Here is a 19,487-nt window from a genome sequence, read left to right as displayed (position 1 = left end):
GGCCCAGGCAGTTGTTGATCTTGTGCGAGCCCGTGTGGTTCAGGTCCTCGCGCTTGAAGTAGATCTTGGCGCCGCCGAGATGCCGGGTCAGGCCTTCGGCGTAATAGAGCTTGGACGGCCGGCCGGCATAATGGGTCGACAGCTCACTCAGCTCCGCCTTGAAGGCCGGATCGTTCTTGGCTTCGTCCCAGTGGCGCTGCAGGTCGAGGATCAGCGGCATCAAGGTCTCGGCGACGAAGCGGCCGCCGAAAATGCCGAACATGCCCTGCTCGTCGGGGCCGGTGCGGAAGGAATTGGGCTCTGCCGGCTGGTTCAAGGCCGATCTCCTTGCGGCTGGAGGCTCACTCAAGCGGCGCTGTCTTCGCGCGCGGCCCGGACGGCCCTGAAGAAATTGTCGATCAGCGCCGCATCCTTGACGCCGGGCGCGCTTTCCACGCCCGAGGAAATGTCGATGCCGGGCGGGTTCGCAAGCCTGAGGGCGTCGCCGATATTGGCGGCGTTCAAGCCACCGGAAAGCATGTAATCGACGGAGGCGTCAAGGCCCGCAAGCAGCCGCCAGTCGAACGAAACGCCATTGCCGCCGGGCAATTCGGAGCCGGCGGGCGGCTTGGCGTCGAAAAGCAGACGGTCGGCGACGCCGGCATAAGGCAGGATCGCCTCGAAATCCCCGGCCTCGCGAATGGAAAAGGCCTTCATCACGGGCAGGCCGTAGCGCGCCTTGACTTCGGCGACGCGCGCCGGCGTCTCCTTGCCGTGCAGCTGCAGCATGTCGGGCGCCACTGCCGCCACGATCTCGTCGAGGAAGGCATCGTCGGCGTCGACTGTGACCGCAACCGCCATGGCACGGCCTTTGCCTGCCTGGCGCAGCTGGCCGGCGAGTTCGGGCGAAACGTTGCGCGGGCTCTTGGCAAAGAAGATGAAGCCGACATGGCTCGCGCCATTGTCTAGCGCGGCGTCGAACGTTTCAGCGGTGCTGAGGCCGCAGATCTTGATGTCGAGTGCCATGGGCCGGGATTGGCACGAAACGGCGGCGGAGTCGAGAAAAGCTTGCGAAACGCAAGCGCCAGCCAGCGGCGTACGGCACCGGGAAATCCGGAAATGGCCTTCCGACGCTCATTCACGGCAATCGCCCGGAAACGATCGTAGTCGATCGGGCCGGAAGATGACGGACTGGCCGTCGGCAGGTCGTGGTCTGAAGACATGGCAGGTCCTCGGTGAAGCCATGCCAAGGGATTATCAGTTACTATGGCTGACATAATTAGCTAGTTTGGCGATGCATTCATGATCTGGAATCACGAATATGGCGTCATCTGAGGACATGAAGGCCTTTGTGCGAGTCGTCGATCTCGGCTCCTTCGCCAGGGCAGCCGAGGACCTGCGCCTCACACCATCGGCTTTGTCAAGGCTGATGTCGCGGCTTGAGGATCGGCTAGGCGTCCGGCTGTTGACGCGCACGACGCGCCGGCTGGCGCTGACTTCGGAAGGGTCTTTGTTTTTGGAGCGGGCCCGCGAGGTGCTCGAACTCATCGATCTGGCCGAGGCCGACGTTTCATCGGCGCGGGCGAAGCCCAAAGGCCTGCTGCGCGTCAATTCCAGCACCGGCTTCGCCAGGCAAACCCTGCTGCATGCGGTGCCCGAGTTCCTCAGCCACTATCCCGAGGTTTCGGTCGACCTGACCCTGACCGACCGCCTCATCGATCCTGTCACCGAACAGGTCGATGTGGTTATCCGCGGCAGTCCGACGTCAGGCTCGGAGATGGTGTCGCGGCATCTGGCCGAAGGACGCCGCCTGATCTGTGCGGCACCCTCCTATTTGACCCGCGCCGGTACGCCGCGCTCCGCGGCCGAACTCGCCGGACACAATTGCATTCGACTCTCGGGCCAGTCGGCGGCGACCACCTGGCCTCTGGCGAGCGACGATGGCGTCGTCCGCTTCCAGCCGTCAGGCAACTTCACTTGTGACAATGTCGGCATGCTGTTCGACGTCGCCGTCGAAGGCCACGGCATCGTGCGTCTCGCCGACTTCGTCGTTGGCCAGGCGGTGCGCGAGGGGCGGCTGGTCGAGATCCTTGCCGACATCAACCGCTCCGACCCGATCTCGCTCTGGGCGCTCATGCCCAAGGGGCGCTTCCGCGTGCCGCGGGTGCAGGCGTTTCTGGATTTCATGGAGGAGTGGTTGGGAGCGAATAGGGATAGTGAGTAGTGAGTAGAAAAAAGCCGAGTTAGGGAACAGTGCCTCAGTGGGCGAAACCGCGCGGCGGGCACGGCCCCACTACTCACTATTTGCCATTCCCTATTCGCTTATTCAAACACGATCGCCTGCAGCGCTCCGCCATTGCGCTTGAGCCAGGCCTTACAGCGCTCGGTGTCGGGGCAGAGTTCTTCGCACAGCTTCCAGAATTTCGGGCCATGGTTCATCTCGCGCAGATGCGCGACCTCGTGGGCGACGAGGTAGTTGATGACGGGTGTCGGCGCCATCATGATGCGCCACGAGAATGACAGCACCCCGTCAGAGGTGCAGGAGCCCCAGCGGCTGGTCGTGTCGCGGAAGCGGATCGCCTTGGCGCGGCGGCCGGCTGCCTCGCAATGCCTGGCCACCATCGCTTCGATGTCGCGCTTGGCCTCGCGCTTGAGGAAATCGGCGACGCGGCGCGGCAGGTGCGCCCGGTCGCCATGGACGACAAGTGTCGGGCCGCTTTCGTCCTCGCCCAGCCGCACCGTGCCGCGTGTCCCGCCCTCATGGACGATGAGATGCGGCACCCCGCGGACCGGGATCTTGATGCCTGGGCGCACCTGTGGTCGGTCCGGCACCTTGGCGAGCCGCTGTTCGAGCCAGCCCTGGTGACGGTCGAGGAAACGGTCGACTTCGCCCTGGCGCAGGCCGGGTGGCACGGTGATGCGCAGGCCGCGGCCGCCGGCATCGATGCGCAGCGTCAGCCGCCGCGCCCGGTCGTTCTCGACGATGCGCAGCGGCAGCGTCCGGCCGGCCACGACGTGCTCGCGCTCCTGCACGGGAGCCGGCTCGCGGAGCTTTCTCAGGAAACCGAAGGGCATGGGCGGGACAATAGGTGATTCGGGGCGGAATTTGAGGAAACAAAAACGGCGCCGCTCGTTGCGGCGCCGTGTCGTGCAGGCGAGGTTCTGGCCTCAGTCGTCAAGCAGGCCGGACTTGCCGCCCTTCTTGGGCGTGACCGTGGGCGCGGTCGGCTTGTGGCGGTTGGCCATGAAGCGGTCGAAGTCGTCCTGGTCCTTGGCCCGGCGCAGTTCGCGGGCATAGGCGTCGAACTCGTCGCGCATCTCGTCGAGCTTGCGGCGCTCTTCATTGAGGCGCTCGAGTTCCTTCTCGCGCCAGTCGTCGAAGGCGACGTTGCCGGTCTGGGCGCTGGCCCGGTAGGAAGCCTTGCGGCAGCCGGCGAAGATGCCGTCCGTCGCACGGTTGACGTCGCGCTTGAAACCGTCAAGCCGGTCGCCCCAGATGATGTAGGCAAGCATGGCGAGGCCGAGCGGCCAGAACACCATGAAGCCGATCACCATCAGCGCGATGGTTGCCGGCGTCCAGGCCGGGCGGATCAGTGCAGTCGTGTTCATAGTAAATTGCCGTTCCTTTGTTCGAGGCAGCCGGAGAAAAAGCTGCTCTTATCGACATGGGAAAGCAAAAATGGCGATTCAAGACGGCGCCCGCCAAAACCGGACAAGGCCCTGCGAATCCTAGCCTTTTTTGAAGTTCTCGAGCACGAGCACGACAAGGCCTGCAACCAGCCCCCAGAAGGCAGAGCCGACACCGACCAGCGTCAGCCCGGAGGCGGTGACCACAAACGCGATCGTGGCTGCCATGCGGTGATGGTCGTCCTTGAGCGCAATCGCCAGTGCATTTGCAAGCGACGACACCAGCCCGAGGCCCGCCACCAGCACGATCAGGCTCGGCGGGAGCACGGCGAACACTGCCACCAGCGATGCGCCGAACGCGGCGAACACCAGATAGGCGAGCGCGTAGAACGGCCCCGTCTTCCAGCGCTCCTTCATGTCGGGATGCACGTCGGGGCCGGTGCAGATCGCCGCGGAGATCGCGGCAAGGTTGGTGGTCGAAGCACCGAAGGGCGCCGACAACACGGAAAAGAGCCCCGTGACGCCAATCAGCGGGCCGGGCTCAGGATGGTAGCCGGCAGCGCGCAGCACGGCCAGACCCGACAGGTTCTGCGAGGCCATGGTGACGAGATAGAGCGGCAGCGCCAGGCCGATCGTTGCGGTCAGCGTGAATTCGGGCGCAATCAGCGTCAGCGTCGAAAGCTCCGGCACGGGCAGGGTGCCGACGCGTCCGGTGAGGAAGGCGGCCAATCCGCCGCCGACCAGCACCACCAGCACCGACAGCACCGGATTGTAGAGCCGGACCAGGAAGAACGCGCCGATCAACGGCAGGATCAGCCACGGATCGGTTGGCACGGCCTTGGCCGCGTTGATGGCGAAGGTGACGACGATGCCGGCGAGCATGCCTGAGGCGACGGAAGCCGGGATGCGCGAGATCAGCTGCGTCAGCGGCTTGATCAGCCCGGTCAGCACCAGAAGCACACCGGCGATCAGGAAGGCGCCGACGGCCTCGTTGATGGTGAAGCCACTGCTGGCGGCAATCAGCGCCGCTCCCGGCGTCGACCATGCCGAGATGACGGGCATCCTGGTCCGCCACGATAGCCAGGCCGTCTCGAAGGCCATGGCAAGGCAGATGGCGGTGACCCAGCTAGCGGTCTGAATCTGGGTAGCGCCCACCGCGTTTGCGGCTGCGACGATGATCGCGAGTGTGCTGCCGAAGCCGACGATGGCCGCGACGAAGGCCGAGATCGGGATCGAGATGCGCATCGGCTCAGCCTGCCCGCCCGATCATTTCACCGACGGCGCGGGTCATCAGCTCGAGGTCCTCCGGCCGCGACAACCGATGGTCGCCGTTCGGCACCAGCGACAGCGTCGCATCGTCGGCGGGCAGGAGGCTCATGAGCTTCAGCGCGTGGCTGGACGGCACGTCGGGGTCGGCCAGGCCCTGGATGATATGGACAGGACAATGCGTGTGGATCGGCCCGGACATGACGAGGTTCTTGCGCCCGTCCTCGATCAGCGCGCGGGTGTAGATGTAGGGCTCGGGCGAATACTCCGATGGCTCCTCGAAATAGCCCTTCTCGGCCAGGTCCCGGCGCTGCGCCTCGGTCAGTTCCGGCTCGACCAGCTCGGCGGTAAAATCCGGCGCCGGCGCAAGCAGCACCAGCCCGGCGATCCGGTCACCCTCGCCCGACTTGTTGAGCTCGGCATTCATCCTGAGCGCGATCCACCCACCCATCGACGAGCCGACAAGAACCTGCGGCCCTGTCGTGAACTGGCGGAACACTGCGAGGCTCTCGGCCAGCCATCTGGAGATCGTGCCGTCGGCAAACGCGCCGCCAGATTCGCCATGGCCGGAATAGTCGTGGCGCAGGAAGGCGCGGCCTTCGCCAGCAGCCCAGCCGGCCAGCGTCTCGGCCTTGGTGCCCAGCATGTCCGACTTGTAACCGCCGAGCCACACGATGCCGGGTGCTATCCCCTCGATATGCCGCAAGGCAATGCTGATGTTGTCCACCTCGATGAGGTCCGGCGCGCCTGCGGTCATGTCAAATCCCCTTGGTACGGACTTGTGGCACAGCCGGCATGATGCGGAAAGTGCCTCAAGAATCGTTATTTTGGGGCAGTTTGGATGCTCAGATGCAGGTGATTTCTTGAGATCGCTGTGCTATTGACTTCGCCCGCGCGCTCCCCACATTGGCGCGTTCCGCAGATACCACAACGTCAATGGCTCGAGGAGACCACGACCATTCGCAGACCTTTTAAAGCAGCCGCGCCCACCAAGGACGGCCCGCGCTCCAACCGTGACATCCGGGTTCCCCGGGTCCAGCTGATCGACGTCGACGGTTCCAACCGTGGCGATGTTTCCATCAACGACGCACTCCTGGCCGCCGAAGAGGCTGGCCTCGATCTCGTAGAAATTTCCCCCAATGCCACGCCGCCCGTCGTCAAGATCCTTGACCTCGGCAAGCTGAAATACGCCAACCAGAAGAAGGCGGCCGAGGCACGCAAGAACCAGAAGGTCATCGAGATCAAGGAGATCAAGATGCGCCCGAACATCGACAGCCATGACTACGAGACCAAGATGAAGGCGGTTCGCCGCTTCTTCGAGGAAGGCGACAAGGTCAAGCTGACGCTTAGGTTCCGCGGCCGCGAGATGGCTCATATGGAGCTCGGCATGCAGCTCCTGAACAAGGTCCGCGAAGAAGTCGCCACCATCGCCAAGGTCGAAGCCGAGCCCAAGCTCGAAGGCCGCCAGATGATGATGGTGCTCGCACCGCGCTGATGCCTTGGTGCGAGCCGCCCGAAAATCGACTCAGATTTTCGGAATTCACGGCACGCGACTGAAGACTGCTGGAGCGCCACTGCGCGTCCGAAAGGACGCGGGGCGCTCCGTGGGCCCCGGCGGACTGCCGGGATGGATTCTTTTCTCCTGATAGGCGCCGTGCAGTGAAACTCGCCACAAGCGAGCGGCCGGCGAGTGGAAAGCGATGAGCGAGCCGGAATACAAAGGTCTGGGCCATTACCAGCACAGGCGCCGCATGGTGCTGGGCGCTTTGATCGTGGCGCTGTTCGCAGCTCTGCTGTTCGGCCAGTCGTCCTTTCCGCCCGAGACTTCGATCCACGAGATGCTGGAGATGGCCGGCATCGTGATGATCTTCCTGGGCATCATCGGAAGGCTATGGTGCACGCTCTATATTGGCGGGCGCAAGTCGGGCGAGATCGTCACCGGCGGCCCCTACTCGATGACCCGCAACCCGCTCTATGTCTTCTCGACGCTTGCCGCGGCCGGCGTTGGCGCGCAGATGGGCTCGGTCGTCATCACTCTCGGCTTCGCGTTGCTGTGCGCATTTGCCTTCCACATCGTCATCCTGCGCGAGGAAAAACACCTCAGTCACCTCTTCGGCCCCGAATATGCTGCCTACGTCGCGCGCGTTCCGCGCTTCGTGCCGAACATCTCGCTTTATGAAGAAGGCAACACCGGCAGCTTCAAGCCGAAGATCCTGCTGACGACGCTGCTCGACGGGCTGGTTTTCCTCGTTGCCTTGCCGGTGTTCGAGATCATCGACAAGGCCCAGACCACCGGCGTGCTGCCGGTGCTGTTCCGTTTGCCCTGAGGCCGCTGAAGCATCGCGGTTGCTGCCCTTTCAGGGTGTTGCACTGCGCCAAACTTCCGCGTATATAGCCGCGTCCCAGAACCGCCCGGCAGGGCATGCCGTGGCGGTTTCATTTGCTTTTCGGGCTTTGGTCGGCCTGAAAACAACAACATGAAGGGATTTCGAGCACTTTCGGGGGCTTCGGAATTCTGAAGAACGGAGTAGCAAAATGCCCAAGATGAAGACCAAATCGGCTGCTAAGAAGCGGTTCAAGGTTACCGCAACTGGCAAGGTCCTGGCGGCTGCCGCAGGCAAGCGCCATGGCATGATCAAGCGTTCCAACAAGTTCATTCGCGATGCCCGTGGCACGATGGTTCTGGCTGAACCCGATGCCAAGAAGGTCATCAAGAATTTTCTGCCGAACGGCCTCTGAGCCCGGCCTGGACAACGTTTTAAGGAGATCATGACATGGCACGCGTCAAAAGGGGCGTAACCGCCCACGCCAAGCACAAGAAGGTTCTCGAGCAGGCCAAGGGTTTCCGCGGTCGTCGCAAGAACACCATCCGCATCGCCAAGCAGGCAGTCGAGAAGTCGCTGCAGTACGCTTACCGCGACCGCAAGAACCGCAAGCGCAACTTCCGCGCCCTGTGGGTCCAGCGTATCAACGCCGCAGCCCGCGAGCACGGCCTGACCTATGGCCGCTTCATTGACGGCCTGAACAAGGCCAGCATCGAGATCGATCGCAAGATCCTCTCCGACATGGCTATCCATGAGCCGCAGGCTTTCGCCGCGCTCGTGGCCAAGGCCAAGGTTGCTCTTGAGTACCTCAAGAACACCACCCCGAATGCTTTTGAAAGCGCTGTTGCTTAACCAGCGCCTTCCCAAGCATCACAGACTTGATTTGGGAAACCCGCGCTGGCACGGCTGGCGCGGGTTTTTCTTTGCAGCAACGAAGGGCCGTTAGGGCCGCAACGGAACTGGACCATGAGCGATCTTGAAACTCTCGAACAATCGCTGCTGAGCGACATCGCTTCCGCCTCCGACGAGCAGGCCATCGAGGCGGTGCGCGTATCGGCGCTGGGCAAGAAGGGCTCCGTCTCGGAGATGCTGAAGACGCTTGGCGCGATGAGCGCCGAAGAGCGCCAGACCAAGGGCCCTGCGATCAACGGCCTGAAGAACCGCGTCACCGATGCGCTGTCCGCCCGCAAGACCGAGCTGCGTGATGTCGCCATCACCGCCCGCCTCGTCGCCGAGAAGGTCGACGTCACCTTGCCGGTGCGGCAGTCGCCGGCCGAGCGCGGCCGTATCCATCCGATCAGCCAGGTCATCGACGAAATCGCGGCGATCTTCGGCGATCTCGGCTTCGCCATTGCCGAAGGTCCCGATGTCGAGACCGACCACTACAATTTCACGGCGCTGAACTTCCCCGTCGGCCACCCGGCGCGTGAGATGCACGACACCTTCTTCTTCCCGCCCGACGCCAATGGCGAGCGCAAGCTGCTGCGCACCCATACGTCGCCGGTGCAGATCCGCACCATGGAGACGCAGAAGCCGCCGATCCGCATCGTCATCCCGGGCAAGACCTATCGCCAGGATTCGGACGCCACGCACTCGCCGATGTTCCATCAGGTCGAGGGCCTGGTCATCGACAAGACCGCCAACATCGCCAACATGAAGTGGGTGCTGGAGGAGTTCTGCAAGGCGTTCTTCGAGGTGCCCAGCGTCAAGATGCGCTTCCGCCCGTCCTTCTTCCCGTTCACCGAGCCGAGCCTCGAAGTCGACATCCAGTGCGATCGCTCGCGTCCGGGCGAAGTGCGCTTCGGCGAAGGCAGCGACTGGATGGAGATCCTCGGCTGCGGCATGGTTCACCCCAACGTGCTGCGCCATGGCGGTCTCGATCCCGACGAATATCAGGGCTTTGCCTGGGGCATGGGCATCGATCGCATCGCCATGCTGAAATACGGCATGCCCGACCTCCGCGCCTTCTTCGATGCCGATGTCCGCTGGCTGCAGCACTACGGCTTTCGTCCTCTCGACATGCCGACGCTGTTCGGTGGTCTGAGCGCATGAGCGTAGCTGCCGATCCATATGCCGATGCGGTGACCTTCGCCTTCGGCGACAGCCCCGAGCTGGCCGACGAGTTGCTGGCGCTGGTGCTGTCTGGCCGCAAGACCGCGACATGCGGCGCCTTGCGCGATTTCGGCGGCGACGAGCCGGTGCCTCAGGTCGGGCGTCGCGATGTGGTGCTCGACGGTCAGGGCCGGCGCGCCGCTGTCATCGAAACGGTCGAAGCGATCCATCGCCGCTTCGACGAGGTCGACGCCGAGTTTGCTGCTGCGGAAGGTGAGGGCGACCTGTCCTATGAATACTGGCGTCAGGCCCACGAGGCCTATTTCGCCCGCAACGGCGGCTTTTCGCCTGAGATGATTTTGGTTTGTGAGCGGTTCCGGCTGGTGGAAGTGCTCGACCGCAACGACACGAAACGAGTGAACCCATGAAATTCACCCTCTCCTGGCTCAAGGATCATCTCGACACCGAGGCGACGCTGGACGAGATCGTCGAGCGGTTGACGTCGATCGGCCTCGAAGTCGAAAGCGTCGATGACAAGGCGGCCCTCAAGCCCTTCGTCATCGCCAAGGTACTGACGGCAAGCCGTCACCCCGACGCTGACAAGCTGCAGGTGCTGACCGTTGACACTGGCACCGGCACGCCGGTTCAGGTCGTTTGCGGTGCGCCCAACGCCCGCGCCGGCTTGGTTGGCGCCTTCGCCGCTCCCGGCGCCTATGTTCCCGGCATCGACGTCACGTTGTCAGTCGGCAAGATCCGCGGTGTCGAAAGCCACGGCATGATGTGCTCCGAGCGCGAGCTGCAGCTGTCGGACGAACACAACGGCATCATCGACCTGCCGGCCGATGCGCCCGTCGGCACGTCGTTTGCCGCCTACGCCCATCTTGACGACCCGATGATCGAGATTAACCTGACGCCGAACCGTCCCGACGCCACCAGCGTCTACGGCATCGCCCGCGATCTCGCAGCGTCCGGCCTGGGCACGCTCAAGGGCGGTTCGGTCGAAGCGATCAACGGTGAAGGCGACTGCCCGATCAAGGTTTCGATCGAAGCGCCGGAGCTGTGCCCCGGTTTCGCGCTGCGTCTCGTGCGCGGCGTCAAGAACGGCCCCTCGCCCAAGTGGATGCAGCAGCGCCTGCTGGCCATCGGCCTCAGGCCCATCAACGCGCTGGTCGACATCACCAATTATGTCACCTTCGACCGCGGCCGCCCGCTGCACGTCTTCGACGCCAGGAAGGTCGCCGGCAACCTAGTGGTCCGCCGCGGCCGCGAGGGCGACAAGGTGCTGGCACTCGACGGGCGCGAATATGCGCTGACATCAGAGATGTGTGTCATTGCCGACGACAACGGCGTCGAATCCATTGCCGGCGTCATGGGCGGCGAGCACTCGGGCTGCGACGAAAACACGACTGATGTGCTGATCGAGTCGGCTCTGTGGGCACCGCTGAACGTCGCCCGCACCGGCCGCACGCTCGGCATCATCACCGATGCGCGCTATCGCTTCGAGCGCGGCGTCGACCCCGAATTCATGGTTCGGGGCGTCGAGCTGGCGACCAAGCTGGTGCTGGAACTCTGCGGTGGACAGCCGACGAAGACCGATGTCGTCGGCTATGCCGGCCACACGGCCAAGGTCGTCTCCTTCCCGCTGTCCGAGGTCAGGCGCCTGACCGGCATCGAGGTCGCCAAGATAGAGAGCCTCGATATCCTGACCCGCCTCGGCTTCGGCGTGAACGGCAATGGCGACGTCGTCGAGGTGTCCGTGCCGTCCTGGCGTCCCGATGTCGACGGCAAGGCCGACCTTGTCGAAGAGGTCATGCGCATCCACGGCGTGGACAACATCGCGCCGCAGCCGCTCGGCGCGCATGACGCGGTCAACGGCAAGATCCTGACGACGCTGCAGATTCGCACGCGCTCGGCTCGGCGCGCGCTGGCCGTGCGTGGCATGATGGAGGCCGTCACCTGGTCGTTCATTCCGGCCAGGCACGCCGAGTTGTTCGGCGGCGGCCAGGACAGCCTCAAGCTGTCTAACCCGATCGCGGCAGACATGTCCGACATGCGCCCGTCCCTGCTGCCCGGCCTGCTTGCCGCGGCCCAGCGCAACGCCGACCGTGGCCTCGGCGACGTCGCTTTGTTCGAGGTCTCCGGCACCTATGAAAACGACACGGCCGAAGGTCAGCGCCGTGTCGCCGCCGGCGTGCGTCGTGGCACCGCCAAGCTCGAAGGTTCGGGCCGCAACTGGTCGGGCAATGCCGGCAATGTCGGTGTGTTCGACGCCAAGGCCGATGCCATCGCGGCACTCGAAGCCTGCGGCGCGCCCGTTGACCGGCTGCAGATCGAGACGGGAGCTCCGGAGTGGTACCACCCGGGCCGTTCGGGCGTGATCAAGCTCGGCCCCAAGGTCGTGCTCGGCACCTTCGGCGAGTTCCATCCGAGGACGCTCGAAGGTCTCGATGTGTCGGGTCCGCTCTGCGGCTTCGAAGTCTATGTCGACGCCATCCCCGAGCCCAAGGCCAAGCCGACCAAGACCAAGCCGAAGCTCGAGCTGTCGCCGTTCCAGGCGGTCAAGCGCGACTTCGCCTTTGTCGTCGACAAGGCCGTCGAGGCCGGCACGCTGACCCGCGCCGCTCTTTCTGCCGACAAGAAGCTGGTCACTGGCGTTTCCGTCTTCGACATCTTCGAAGGCGCATCACTCGGCGAGGGCAAGAAGTCGGTCGCCATCGAGGTCACCATCCAGCCGGTCGAAAAGACGCTGACCGACCAGGATTTCGAGGCACTGGCTGCCAAGATCGTGGAGAACGTCAAGAAGCAGACCGGCGGCTCGCTCCGGAGCTGATCACGCTCGGGGAGGAGCATGGAGCATCTTCGCTACAAGGGCCTGCCGTTTGAAGACCAGCGGCAGGTCCTGCTCGACATCCTTCTCGCCGACCCGATCGTCCGCCCCGCGCTCGCATTGGCCGAGAAGCTCGACCTGCCGCAGTGGATGCTGGTTTCGGGCGCTCTCTACAACAGCGTCTGGAATCAACTGACCGGTCGTCCGGCCGGCTACGGCATCCGCGACATCGACCTGTTTTACTTCGACGGCTCGGACCTCTCCTGGGAGGCCGAGGACGTGGTCATCCGCCGCGGCAACGATGCCTTCGCGCATCTGCCGCTGCCGGTCGAGATCCGCAACCAGGCCCGCGTCCATCTCTGGTTCGAGGACCATTTCGGCTCGCCGCGCGCGCCCCTGGCGTCTTCTGCCGAGTCGCTCGAGCACTTCGCCTCCCGCACCCACGCCGTCGGTCTCGCCATTGTTGGCGGCATGCCCCAGGTCTGGGCGCCGTTCGGCCTCGACGACATCTTCGCCTTCCGGCTGACGCCCAACCATCGCAACGACAACCGCGCCACTCACCTGGCCAAGGGTCGGCGCGCCAGGGAGATGTGGCCCGAGGTCACGGTCATCGACTGGTAGGCCCTGTTCGGGGACGAAATCCGCTCCAGATTCGTTGTGCGACGGAGGTGCCGTCGATGTTGCGCAACACCAAGACCCGCTACGGCTGGACCGCGATCGTCCTTCACTGGCTGATCGCCGCTCTCTTCATTGGCCAGTTCGCGCTCGGGCTGGTCATGATCCGCGTCGCCAGTCAGCGTACCTCCTTCGAGTTGATCCAGCTGCACAAATCCTTCGGCTTCCTGCTGCTCGGGCTGGTGCTGGTCCGCATCGGCTGGCGGCTCGGCAACAAGAGCCCGGAATTGCCCGACGAGGTCGGGCCGATGGAGCGTCGTGTGGCTCCGTCGGTGCATCTGGCGCTCTACGTCACGCAGCTGGCGGTGCCGCTGTCCGGTTGGGTGCTGGTGTCGGTCTCGGTGCTCGAAATCCCTTCCATGCCGTTCAACCTCTTCCTCATGCCGCATCTGCCGATTGGCGTTTCCGAGCAGGCCGAGAATTTCTGGATCTTCGGCCACCGCTGGCTCGCCTATGCCGGCATAGCCCTGGTTGTGCTCCATATCCTGGCGGCGTTCAGGCACCATTTCTGGCTGCGCGACGTCGTGCTGGTCAGGATGATCGCGCCTTTTCTCGATCGCCGCCCGCGCCGGCAGGAATAGTGGCAACGGCCAATTCGTTCGTCTCGATGCGTGGCCAGTCTGCTGCGCCATCAGGGAGTATGATGAGATGTCCTTGCGCGTTTTTGGCGTTGCCACCCTCCTTGCCCTCGGTTCGATTGCCGGCTCCGCCCAGGCGGTGGTGCTGTCGGATGCCGCCGGGCGCTATGCCATCTCGCCCAGCGGCTCGACCATTCGCTTTGCCATCGGTAAGATCGGCGGCGGCGGGCTGAACGGCGCCTTTGGCAGTTTCAAGGGAACGATCCGGATCGACGGCGGCGATATCGCCCATTCCAAGGTCGATATCACCATCTTCCCCGCCAGCGTCGGCACCGGCGAGGGTCGCGTCGATGCGTTCCTCAAGTCAGATGCCGTGTTCGACGTCGCCAATTCGCGCGAGATCAGCTTCCGCTCGACCTCGGTGCAGCGTACCGGCGACAACTCGGCCATGATAACAGGCCAGCTGACGGCGCGCGGCCGCACCAACAGCGAGAAGTTCGAGGCCGAACTGCAGAGTATGAGCGGTGGCCAGATCCGCTTCCATGTCAGCGGCAAGGTGTTCCGCTCGCGTTACCAGATGGATGTCGGCACGCCGCTCTACTCCAACATCGTCGCCTTCGACATGGAGTTCACCGGTCATCGCGGCTGAACCAGATAGGCTCTGGCATTTGGCCGCCGCTTCCGCCAATCTCCTGAAGCGGCCGGGAGGGCCGGCTTTCCCATTGCGTCCGGAGGCCAGATGTTTCGTTGGGGTATTCTTTCGACAGCCAAGATTGGCCGCGACCATGTGCTGCCGGCCATCGCCGATTCCGACAATGGCGTGATCGCGGCGATCGCCAGCCGCGATCTCGGCAAGGCCCGGGCGCTGGCCGACCGTTTTTCCGCGCCCCATGCCTTCGGCTCCTATGAGGAGCTTCTCGCCTCCGATACGGTCGACGGCGTCTACATCCCCCTGCCGACCTCGCAGCATCTTGAATGGGCGGCGAAGGCGGCAGAGGCCGGCAAGCATGTGCTGGTCGAAAAGCCGTTGGCGCTGAAGGCCGGGGACATCGCGCCGCTGATCGAGATCCGCGACCGCAAAAAGGTCATCGTCTCCGAAGCGTTCATGGTCACCTATCATCCGCAATGGCTGAAGGTGCGCGACCTGATCGCTTCGGGCGCGATCGGCAAGCTCAAGCACGTCCAGGGCGCGTTCTCCTATTTCAACGTCGACCCTAACAACATGCGCAACCAGCTCGATCTCGGCGGCGGCGCCCTGCCCGACATCGGTGTTTATCCGACTGTTACCACGCGCTTCACCACCGGCAGGGAGCCGCTGCGGGTCCAGGCGACGATCGAGCGCGATCCGAAATTCGGCACCGACATCTATTCCAGCGTCCGCGCCGACTTCGGTGATTTCGAACTGTCCTTCTACCTGTCGACTCAGCTCGCCAACCGCCAGCTGATGGTCTTCCACGGCGACAAGGGCTTCATCGAGGTGCGCTCGCCCTTCAATGCCGGGCTCTACGAACATCACCGCATCGAGCTTCACAATGCCGGTCACACCGAGGCGACCGTGTTCCGCTTCCCCGGTATCCAGCAATACCGGCTCCAGGCCGAGGTTTTTGCGCGCGCCGCGCAGGGCAGCGGGGAGCACGTCTTCTCGCTCGAGGAGTCGGTGCTCAACCAGAAGGCCATCGACGCCATTTTCCGCGCTGGCGACCATGATAGCTGGGAGAAGGTCTGACGACCCAGCGTCTTTGGCAGGCCGTCTGGCACTCCCGGGGGCGCCACGAGTGTCGTTCGGCCGCTCTGGTACCCTGTTGCGAGCATTGAGCGACGCCAGGCGATTTCGTCTGGCGGCAAAATGCTCTAGGGAGCGGCCCATGACGTTCGACTACCAAGGCACGCGGCGATGATTCCCTGGACCGTACTCGACACCGCGAAGATCCCCGGCGGCGGCGAACTGCGCCTCAAGCAGCGCGGTACCGAGTTTTCGATCATGCTCGGCACCAACGAATTGATGAACAGCCGGCTGAGCGGCTCCGAAGAGGCCCTGGCGCGGCTTGCCCATGAGCGCATTGGCGGCCGTTCGAAGCCGAAAATCCTGATTGGCGGTCTCGGCATGGGATTCACGCTGCGCGCCACCCTTGCCTTGTTCGGCAAGGACGCCCGCATCGTCGTCGCCGAACTGGTGGCCGAGGTCGTTGACTGGGCGCGCGGACCGATGGCCGAGCTGTCCGCCGGCGGCCTCGACGATCCGCGCGTTGAGGTCGTGGTCGGCGATGTCGGCAAGCTTATCCGGGACGGCGCGGGCAGCTACGACGCGATCCTGCTCGACGTCGACAACGGCCCCGAGGGCCTGTCGCGTGACGCCAATGACAGCCTCTACAACTACACCGGCCTCTATGCGGCAAAGACCGCGCTCAAGCCGGGCGGCGTGCTGACCGTCTGGTCACAAGGCCCCGACAAATCGTTTTCGCGTCGGCTGCATGAGAGCGGTTTTGTCACCGACGAGGTCAAGGTCCGCGCCAGCACCAAGGGCGGCGGCGCCCGCCACGTCATCTGGGTAGCGGCGAACAGCGCACCGGCTGCGACGAAGGGTGGCTCTGATGCCGCGAAGCGGCGTCCGACTGGCGCGAAGGGGCGGCGCTAGGCGCGCTCTCTTGCCCTTCTCCCCTTATGGGAGAAGGTGCCCGAAGCGGCGGATTAGGGGTGCGAGACGACGAAGATTGGCCCGATGGCACAACATCGGCATGCGCCTGATGTCAGCCGCAGAAATTCCTCAGACCATGGAAATCGTCTCCCCCACTCCTGGGGTGAAAAATCACCACCACACCCCACCTCGGGTGACGCGGATGCGGGGGCGGCTGCTGGGTGGATTGAGCGGGGCGTCGCTGGCGGGGCGGGTATCGTCGGCGAAATCGGTGTTGGCGGCGTTGATGAAGCCGCGGGCGCCATGTGGCAGGTAGGTTCCGGGATGGGCGCGAATCTTGGGGACCAGCGACGGGCGCGTGACATGTGGCATCGCTGCACTGGGTGTGGCGCCGAACTCGTCGGCCGCCTCCTCGGCCTTCAGCGCCCTCAGCCGGGCAATGCGGGTGGCGGTGAGCGGATGGGTGCGCAGGACCGAGGGATCGGGGATGCGGCCGCTGGGCAAGAGGATGTTTTCCCACAGCTTGCCCTGGGCGCGTTCGAGCTTGGTCAGCGCCGAAGCCAGGCCATCGGGGTCGCCGGTCAGCGTGGCGGCACCCAGGTCGGCGTCGAATTCGCGGGTTCGCGACAGCGCCATCTGCAGCAGGCCGCCGACGGTGGGCGCGGCGAGCAGGACGACGACGGCGAGCCATGGCACCTTGGGCTCGAAACCGCCGGCAAAGCCGAACAGATTGAGCAGCAGCGAAAACAGACCGACGGTCGACATGAACGAAGTGAAGCGCGACACCATGTCGGCAAAGGCCATCACCTTCACGTCCTCATGGGCGATGTGGCTGATTTCATGGGCGAGAACGCCGGCCAGTTCGCGCGGGGTGAGGCTGCGGGCGAGCGCGTCGGTGACGGCGATGGCCGCGTTTTCGCGCCGTCCGACGGCAAAGGCGTTCATCATCTTGGAGGGGATGACGTAGAGTTTCGGCACGGCCGGCAGCTCGGCGCGGCGGGCGAGTTCCTCGACGATGCGGAAACCGGCCGGAAAATCGGCCGCGCTGACCTGCCGGGCCTTGTACATGGACAGCACCATCTGCGGACTGATCCGCCGCACCGCCCACATGGAAAGCGCACCAAAGACAAGGGCATAGAGGATTCCGGTGCTGCCGGCGAAGGCCCAGGCGGTGATGCCGAGCAGGAGCAGGCTGCCGGCGCCGAGAAGCCAGGTTTGCAGCGTATTCACCGCCCGGTTGCGGCGATGCTCGAATAAGTTGATTGAACGCAGCTCGCTCATAGGCAGAATATGTGGGTTCGACAGGCTTTTGCCGAGTCCTGGCAATTGGAAAGTTTCGGGACGCTTGCGCTGTCTGAAGCCTGTTCTTATATACGCCGCAACACCGCTTCGGCCCGGAAATCCGGCATCCGGAGCGGAATTTCTTGTGACAAGGGGCTCTCGACGGAACGCCTCAATGGGTCCAGAGAGCCTGCTAAGCGGAGAGAAGTAGCAAAATGGCAAAAGTTATCGGCATCGACCTGGGAACGACCAATTCCTGCGTAGCCGTCATGGACGGCAAGGACGCGAAGGTTATCGAGAATGCGGAAGGCGCGCGCACGACCCCTTCCATCGTCGCGTTCAGCGGCGACGGCGAGCGCCTCGTCGGCCAACCGGCCAAGCGCCAGGCGGTCACCAATCCTGAAAACACCGTCTTCGCGGTCAAGCGCCTGATCGGCCGCCGCTATGACGATCCGGTCACCGAAAAGGACAAGAAGCTGGTCCCCTATCACATCGTGAAGGGTGATAACGGCGACGCCTGGGTGGATGCCGGCGGCAAGAAGCAGTCGCCCAGCCAGATCTCGGCGATGATCCTGCAGAAGATGAAGGAAACGGCGGAAGCCTATCTCGGCGAGAAGGTCGAGAAGGCGGTCATCACCGTTCCGGCCTATTTCAACGACGCCCAGCGCCAGGCGACCAAGGATGCCGGCAAGATCGCCGGCCTCGAAGTGCTGCGCATCATCAACGAGCCGACGGCTGCGGCCCTCGCCTACGGCCTCGACAAGACCGAAGGCAAGACGATTGCCGTCTATGACCTTGGCGGCGGCACCTTCGATATCTCGGTGCTCGAGATCGGCGACGGCGTGTTCGAGGTGAAGTCGACCAACGGCGACACCTTCCTCGGCGGCGAAGACTTCGACATGCGCCTGGTCGAGTACCTGGCGGCCGAGTTCAAGAAGGAACAGGGCATCGACCTGAAGAACGACAAGCTTGCCCTGCAGCGCCTCAAGGAAGCTGCGGAAAAGGCCAAGATCGAGCTGTCGTCGACGACCCAGACCGAAATCAACCTGCCCTTCATCACGGCCGACGCCACCGGCCCCAAGCACCTGACGCTGAAGCTGTCGCGCGCCAAGTTCGAGCAGCTGGTCGACGATCTCGTCCAGCGCACGATCGAGCCGTGCAAGGCAGCGCTCAAGGATGCCGGCCTGAAGGCTGGCGAGATCGACGAAGTGGTCCTGGTCGGCGGCATGACCCGCATGCCCAAGATCCAGGAGATCGTGAAACAGTTCTTCGGCAAGGAGCCGCACAAGGGCGTCAACCCCGATGAGGTGGTTGCTCTCGGTGCCGCCATCCAGGCTGGCGTTCTGCAGGGCGACGTCAAGGACGTGCTGCTGCTCGATGTGACCCCGCTGTCGCTGGGCATCGAGACGCTGGGCGGCGTGTTCACCCGCCTGATCGAGCGCAACACCACGATCCCGACCAAGAAGAGCCAGGTCTTCTCGACGGCTGAGGATTCTCAGTCGGCAGTGACCATCCGCGTCTTCCAGGGCGAGCGTGAAATGGCTGCCGACAACAAGATGCTCGGCCAGTTCGACCTCGTCGGCATTCCGCCTGCACCGCGCGGCGTGCCGCAGATCGAAGTGACCTTCGACATCGACGCCAACGGCATCGTCAACGTCTCGGCCAAGGACAAGGGCACCGGCAAGGAGCACCAGATCCGCATCCAGGCTTCTGGCGGTCTGTCGGACGCCGACATCGAGAAGATGGTCAAGGATGCCGAGGTGAATGCCGAGGCCGACAAGAAGCGCAAGGCGCTGGTCGAGGCACGCAACCAGGCCGAAAGCCTGCTGAACTCGTCTGAGAAGTCGCTGAAGGAGTATGGCGACAAGGTCACCGAAGCCGACCGCACCGCAATTTCGGATGCGATCGCGGCCCTGAAGACCGCCACCGAGGGCGACGACGTCGAGGCCATCAATGCCAAGTCGCAGGCGCTTGCCGAAGCTTCGATGAAGCTTGGCCAGGCGATGTATGAGGCTTCGCAGAAGGAAGCGGCTGAATCCGACGCCGCGGCTCACGCGGCCAAGGACAGCGACGTTGTCGACGCCGATTTCGAAGAAATCGACGACAACGACGACAAGAAGAAGTCGGCCTAAGTGCCCATTTCGAGGCTCTGACAAGAAAGCCCGGCGGTTTGGCCGGGCTTTTTTGCAACCTGAGCCGAAAAAATGCGGCGCAGGCCTCGCAAACTCTGGCATCGCGGCCTC

The 19,487-nt window shown here is 64.0% G+C and carries 20 protein-coding genes and 1 pseudogene; 14 read left to right on the top strand and 7 right to left on the bottom strand.

The window, feature by feature from the left end; translation table 11 throughout:
- Window positions 1–316 (bottom strand): annotated as a pseudogene (locus tag NDO48_RS27735) (tryptophan synthase subunit beta); the annotation flags it as partial.
- A gap of 29 nt (window positions 317–345) precedes the next feature.
- Window positions 346–1,005, bottom strand: a complete 660-nt coding sequence (locus tag NDO48_RS27730; RefSeq protein WP_267322798.1) for a phosphoribosylanthranilate isomerase — start codon at window positions 1,003–1,005, stop codon at window positions 346–348.
- Window positions 1,006–1,300: 295 nt separating this feature from the next.
- Here NDO48_RS27730 and NDO48_RS27725 point away from each other — a divergent pair, with 295 nt between their 5' ends.
- Window positions 1,301–2,203, top strand: coding sequence for a LysR family transcriptional regulator (locus tag NDO48_RS27725; RefSeq protein WP_267322797.1), 903 nt, complete (start codon window positions 1,301–1,303; stop codon window positions 2,201–2,203).
- Between the two features lie 98 nt (window positions 2,204–2,301).
- Here NDO48_RS27725 and NDO48_RS27720 read toward each other — a convergent pair whose 3' ends face one another.
- The 4 genes from NDO48_RS27720 to NDO48_RS27705 all read right to left on the bottom strand — a co-directional run bounded on the left by NDO48_RS27720 (window position 2,302) and on the right by NDO48_RS27705 (window position 5,629).
- A complete protein-coding gene (locus NDO48_RS27720) occupies window positions 2,302–3,054 on the bottom strand; it encodes a M48 family metallopeptidase (protein ID WP_018430564.1) in 753 nt (250 codons plus the stop codon).
- Window positions 3,055–3,147: 93 nt separating this feature from the next.
- Entirely contained in the window at window positions 3,148–3,588 is a 441-nt protein-coding gene (locus NDO48_RS27715) for a DUF2852 domain-containing protein (RefSeq protein ID WP_018430565.1), read from the bottom strand.
- A 120-nt stretch (window positions 3,589–3,708) separates the two neighbouring features.
- Window positions 3,709–4,851 (bottom strand): benzoate/H(+) symporter BenE family transporter, encoded by a 1,143-nt coding sequence (locus NDO48_RS27710; protein ID WP_267322796.1) that lies wholly within the window; start codon window positions 4,849–4,851, stop codon window positions 3,709–3,711.
- A 4-nt stretch (window positions 4,852–4,855) separates the two neighbouring features.
- Window positions 4,856–5,629, bottom strand: a complete 774-nt coding sequence (locus tag NDO48_RS27705) for an alpha/beta hydrolase (RefSeq protein ID WP_267322795.1) — start codon at window positions 5,627–5,629, stop codon at window positions 4,856–4,858.
- A gap of 201 nt (window positions 5,630–5,830) precedes the next feature.
- On the opposite strand from NDO48_RS27705, the gene infC reads away from it, so the two are divergent.
- From infC to NDO48_RS27645, 12 genes are all read left to right on the top strand, one after another.
- Window positions 5,831–6,367, top strand: a complete 537-nt coding sequence (gene infC, locus NDO48_RS27700; RefSeq protein WP_040457142.1) for a translation initiation factor IF-3 — start codon at window positions 5,831–5,833, stop codon at window positions 6,365–6,367.
- Between the two features lie 205 nt (window positions 6,368–6,572).
- Window positions 6,573–7,199, top strand: a complete 627-nt coding sequence (locus NDO48_RS27695; RefSeq protein WP_267322794.1) for a methyltransferase family protein — start codon at window positions 6,573–6,575, stop codon at window positions 7,197–7,199.
- A gap of 208 nt (window positions 7,200–7,407) precedes the next feature.
- Window positions 7,408–7,611 (top strand): 50S ribosomal protein L35, encoded by a 204-nt coding sequence (gene rpmI, locus NDO48_RS27690; protein ID WP_018430570.1) that lies wholly within the window; start codon window positions 7,408–7,410, stop codon window positions 7,609–7,611.
- Window positions 7,612–7,646: 35 nt separating this feature from the next.
- The gene (gene rplT, locus NDO48_RS27685; RefSeq protein ID WP_018430571.1) at window positions 7,647–8,048 is read left to right on the top strand and encodes a 50S ribosomal protein L20; all 402 of its coding nucleotides are present in this window, start codon (window positions 7,647–7,649) and stop codon (window positions 8,046–8,048) included.
- A gap of 114 nt (window positions 8,049–8,162) precedes the next feature.
- Window positions 8,163–9,248: a phenylalanine--tRNA ligase subunit alpha gene (gene pheS / locus NDO48_RS27680; protein ID WP_018430572.1), complete on the top strand. Its 1,086-nt coding sequence runs from the start codon at window positions 8,163–8,165 to the stop codon at window positions 9,246–9,248.
- Window positions 9,245–9,676 (top strand): ASCH domain-containing protein, encoded by a 432-nt coding sequence (locus NDO48_RS27675; protein ID WP_018430573.1) that lies wholly within the window; start codon window positions 9,245–9,247, stop codon window positions 9,674–9,676. Before pheS ends, NDO48_RS27675 begins: the two co-directional genes overlap by 4 nt.
- Entirely contained in the window at window positions 9,673–12,078 is a 2,406-nt protein-coding gene (pheT, locus tag NDO48_RS27670; RefSeq protein WP_267322793.1) for a phenylalanine--tRNA ligase subunit beta, read from the top strand. Before NDO48_RS27675 ends, pheT begins: the two co-directional genes overlap by 4 nt.
- A gap of 18 nt (window positions 12,079–12,096) precedes the next feature.
- Window positions 12,097–12,696, top strand: coding sequence for a nucleotidyltransferase family protein (locus NDO48_RS27665; protein ID WP_267322792.1), 600 nt, complete (start codon window positions 12,097–12,099; stop codon window positions 12,694–12,696).
- A 56-nt stretch (window positions 12,697–12,752) separates the two neighbouring features.
- Window positions 12,753–13,331, top strand: a complete 579-nt coding sequence (locus NDO48_RS27660; protein ID WP_040457143.1) for a cytochrome b — start codon at window positions 12,753–12,755, stop codon at window positions 13,329–13,331.
- Window positions 13,332–13,398: 67 nt separating this feature from the next.
- The gene (locus NDO48_RS27655; RefSeq protein WP_018430577.1) at window positions 13,399–13,977 is read left to right on the top strand and encodes a YceI family protein; all 579 of its coding nucleotides are present in this window, start codon (window positions 13,399–13,401) and stop codon (window positions 13,975–13,977) included.
- A 90-nt stretch (window positions 13,978–14,067) separates the two neighbouring features.
- Window positions 14,068–15,054, top strand: a complete 987-nt coding sequence (locus NDO48_RS27650) for a Gfo/Idh/MocA family protein (protein ID WP_267322791.1) — start codon at window positions 14,068–14,070, stop codon at window positions 15,052–15,054.
- Between the two features lie 168 nt (window positions 15,055–15,222).
- A complete protein-coding gene (locus tag NDO48_RS27645; RefSeq protein ID WP_267322790.1) occupies window positions 15,223–15,963 on the top strand; it encodes a spermidine synthase in 741 nt (246 codons plus the stop codon).
- Window positions 15,964–16,134: 171 nt separating this feature from the next.
- On the opposite strand, the gene NDO48_RS27640 is transcribed toward NDO48_RS27645, so the two are convergent.
- Window positions 16,135–17,193 carry a zinc metalloprotease HtpX gene (locus tag NDO48_RS27640; protein ID WP_267322789.1) on the bottom strand — a complete coding sequence of 353 codons (1,059 nt, stop codon included), beginning with the start codon at window positions 17,191–17,193 and terminating at the stop codon, window positions 16,135–16,137.
- Between the two features lie 266 nt (window positions 17,194–17,459).
- On the opposite strand from NDO48_RS27640, the gene dnaK reads away from it, so the two are divergent.
- Window positions 17,460–19,376, top strand: a complete 1,917-nt coding sequence (gene dnaK / locus NDO48_RS27635) for a molecular chaperone DnaK (protein WP_267322788.1) — start codon at window positions 17,460–17,462, stop codon at window positions 19,374–19,376.
- Window positions 19,377–19,487 lie beyond the last annotated feature (111 nt).

It is taken from the genome of Aminobacter sp. MET-1 (assembly GCF_026521175.1).
Lineage (GTDB): Bacteria > Pseudomonadota > Alphaproteobacteria > Rhizobiales > Rhizobiaceae > Aminobacter.
The sequence above is the reverse complement of the archived record's forward strand: the minus strand, read 5'-3'. Positions and strand labels throughout refer to the sequence as shown.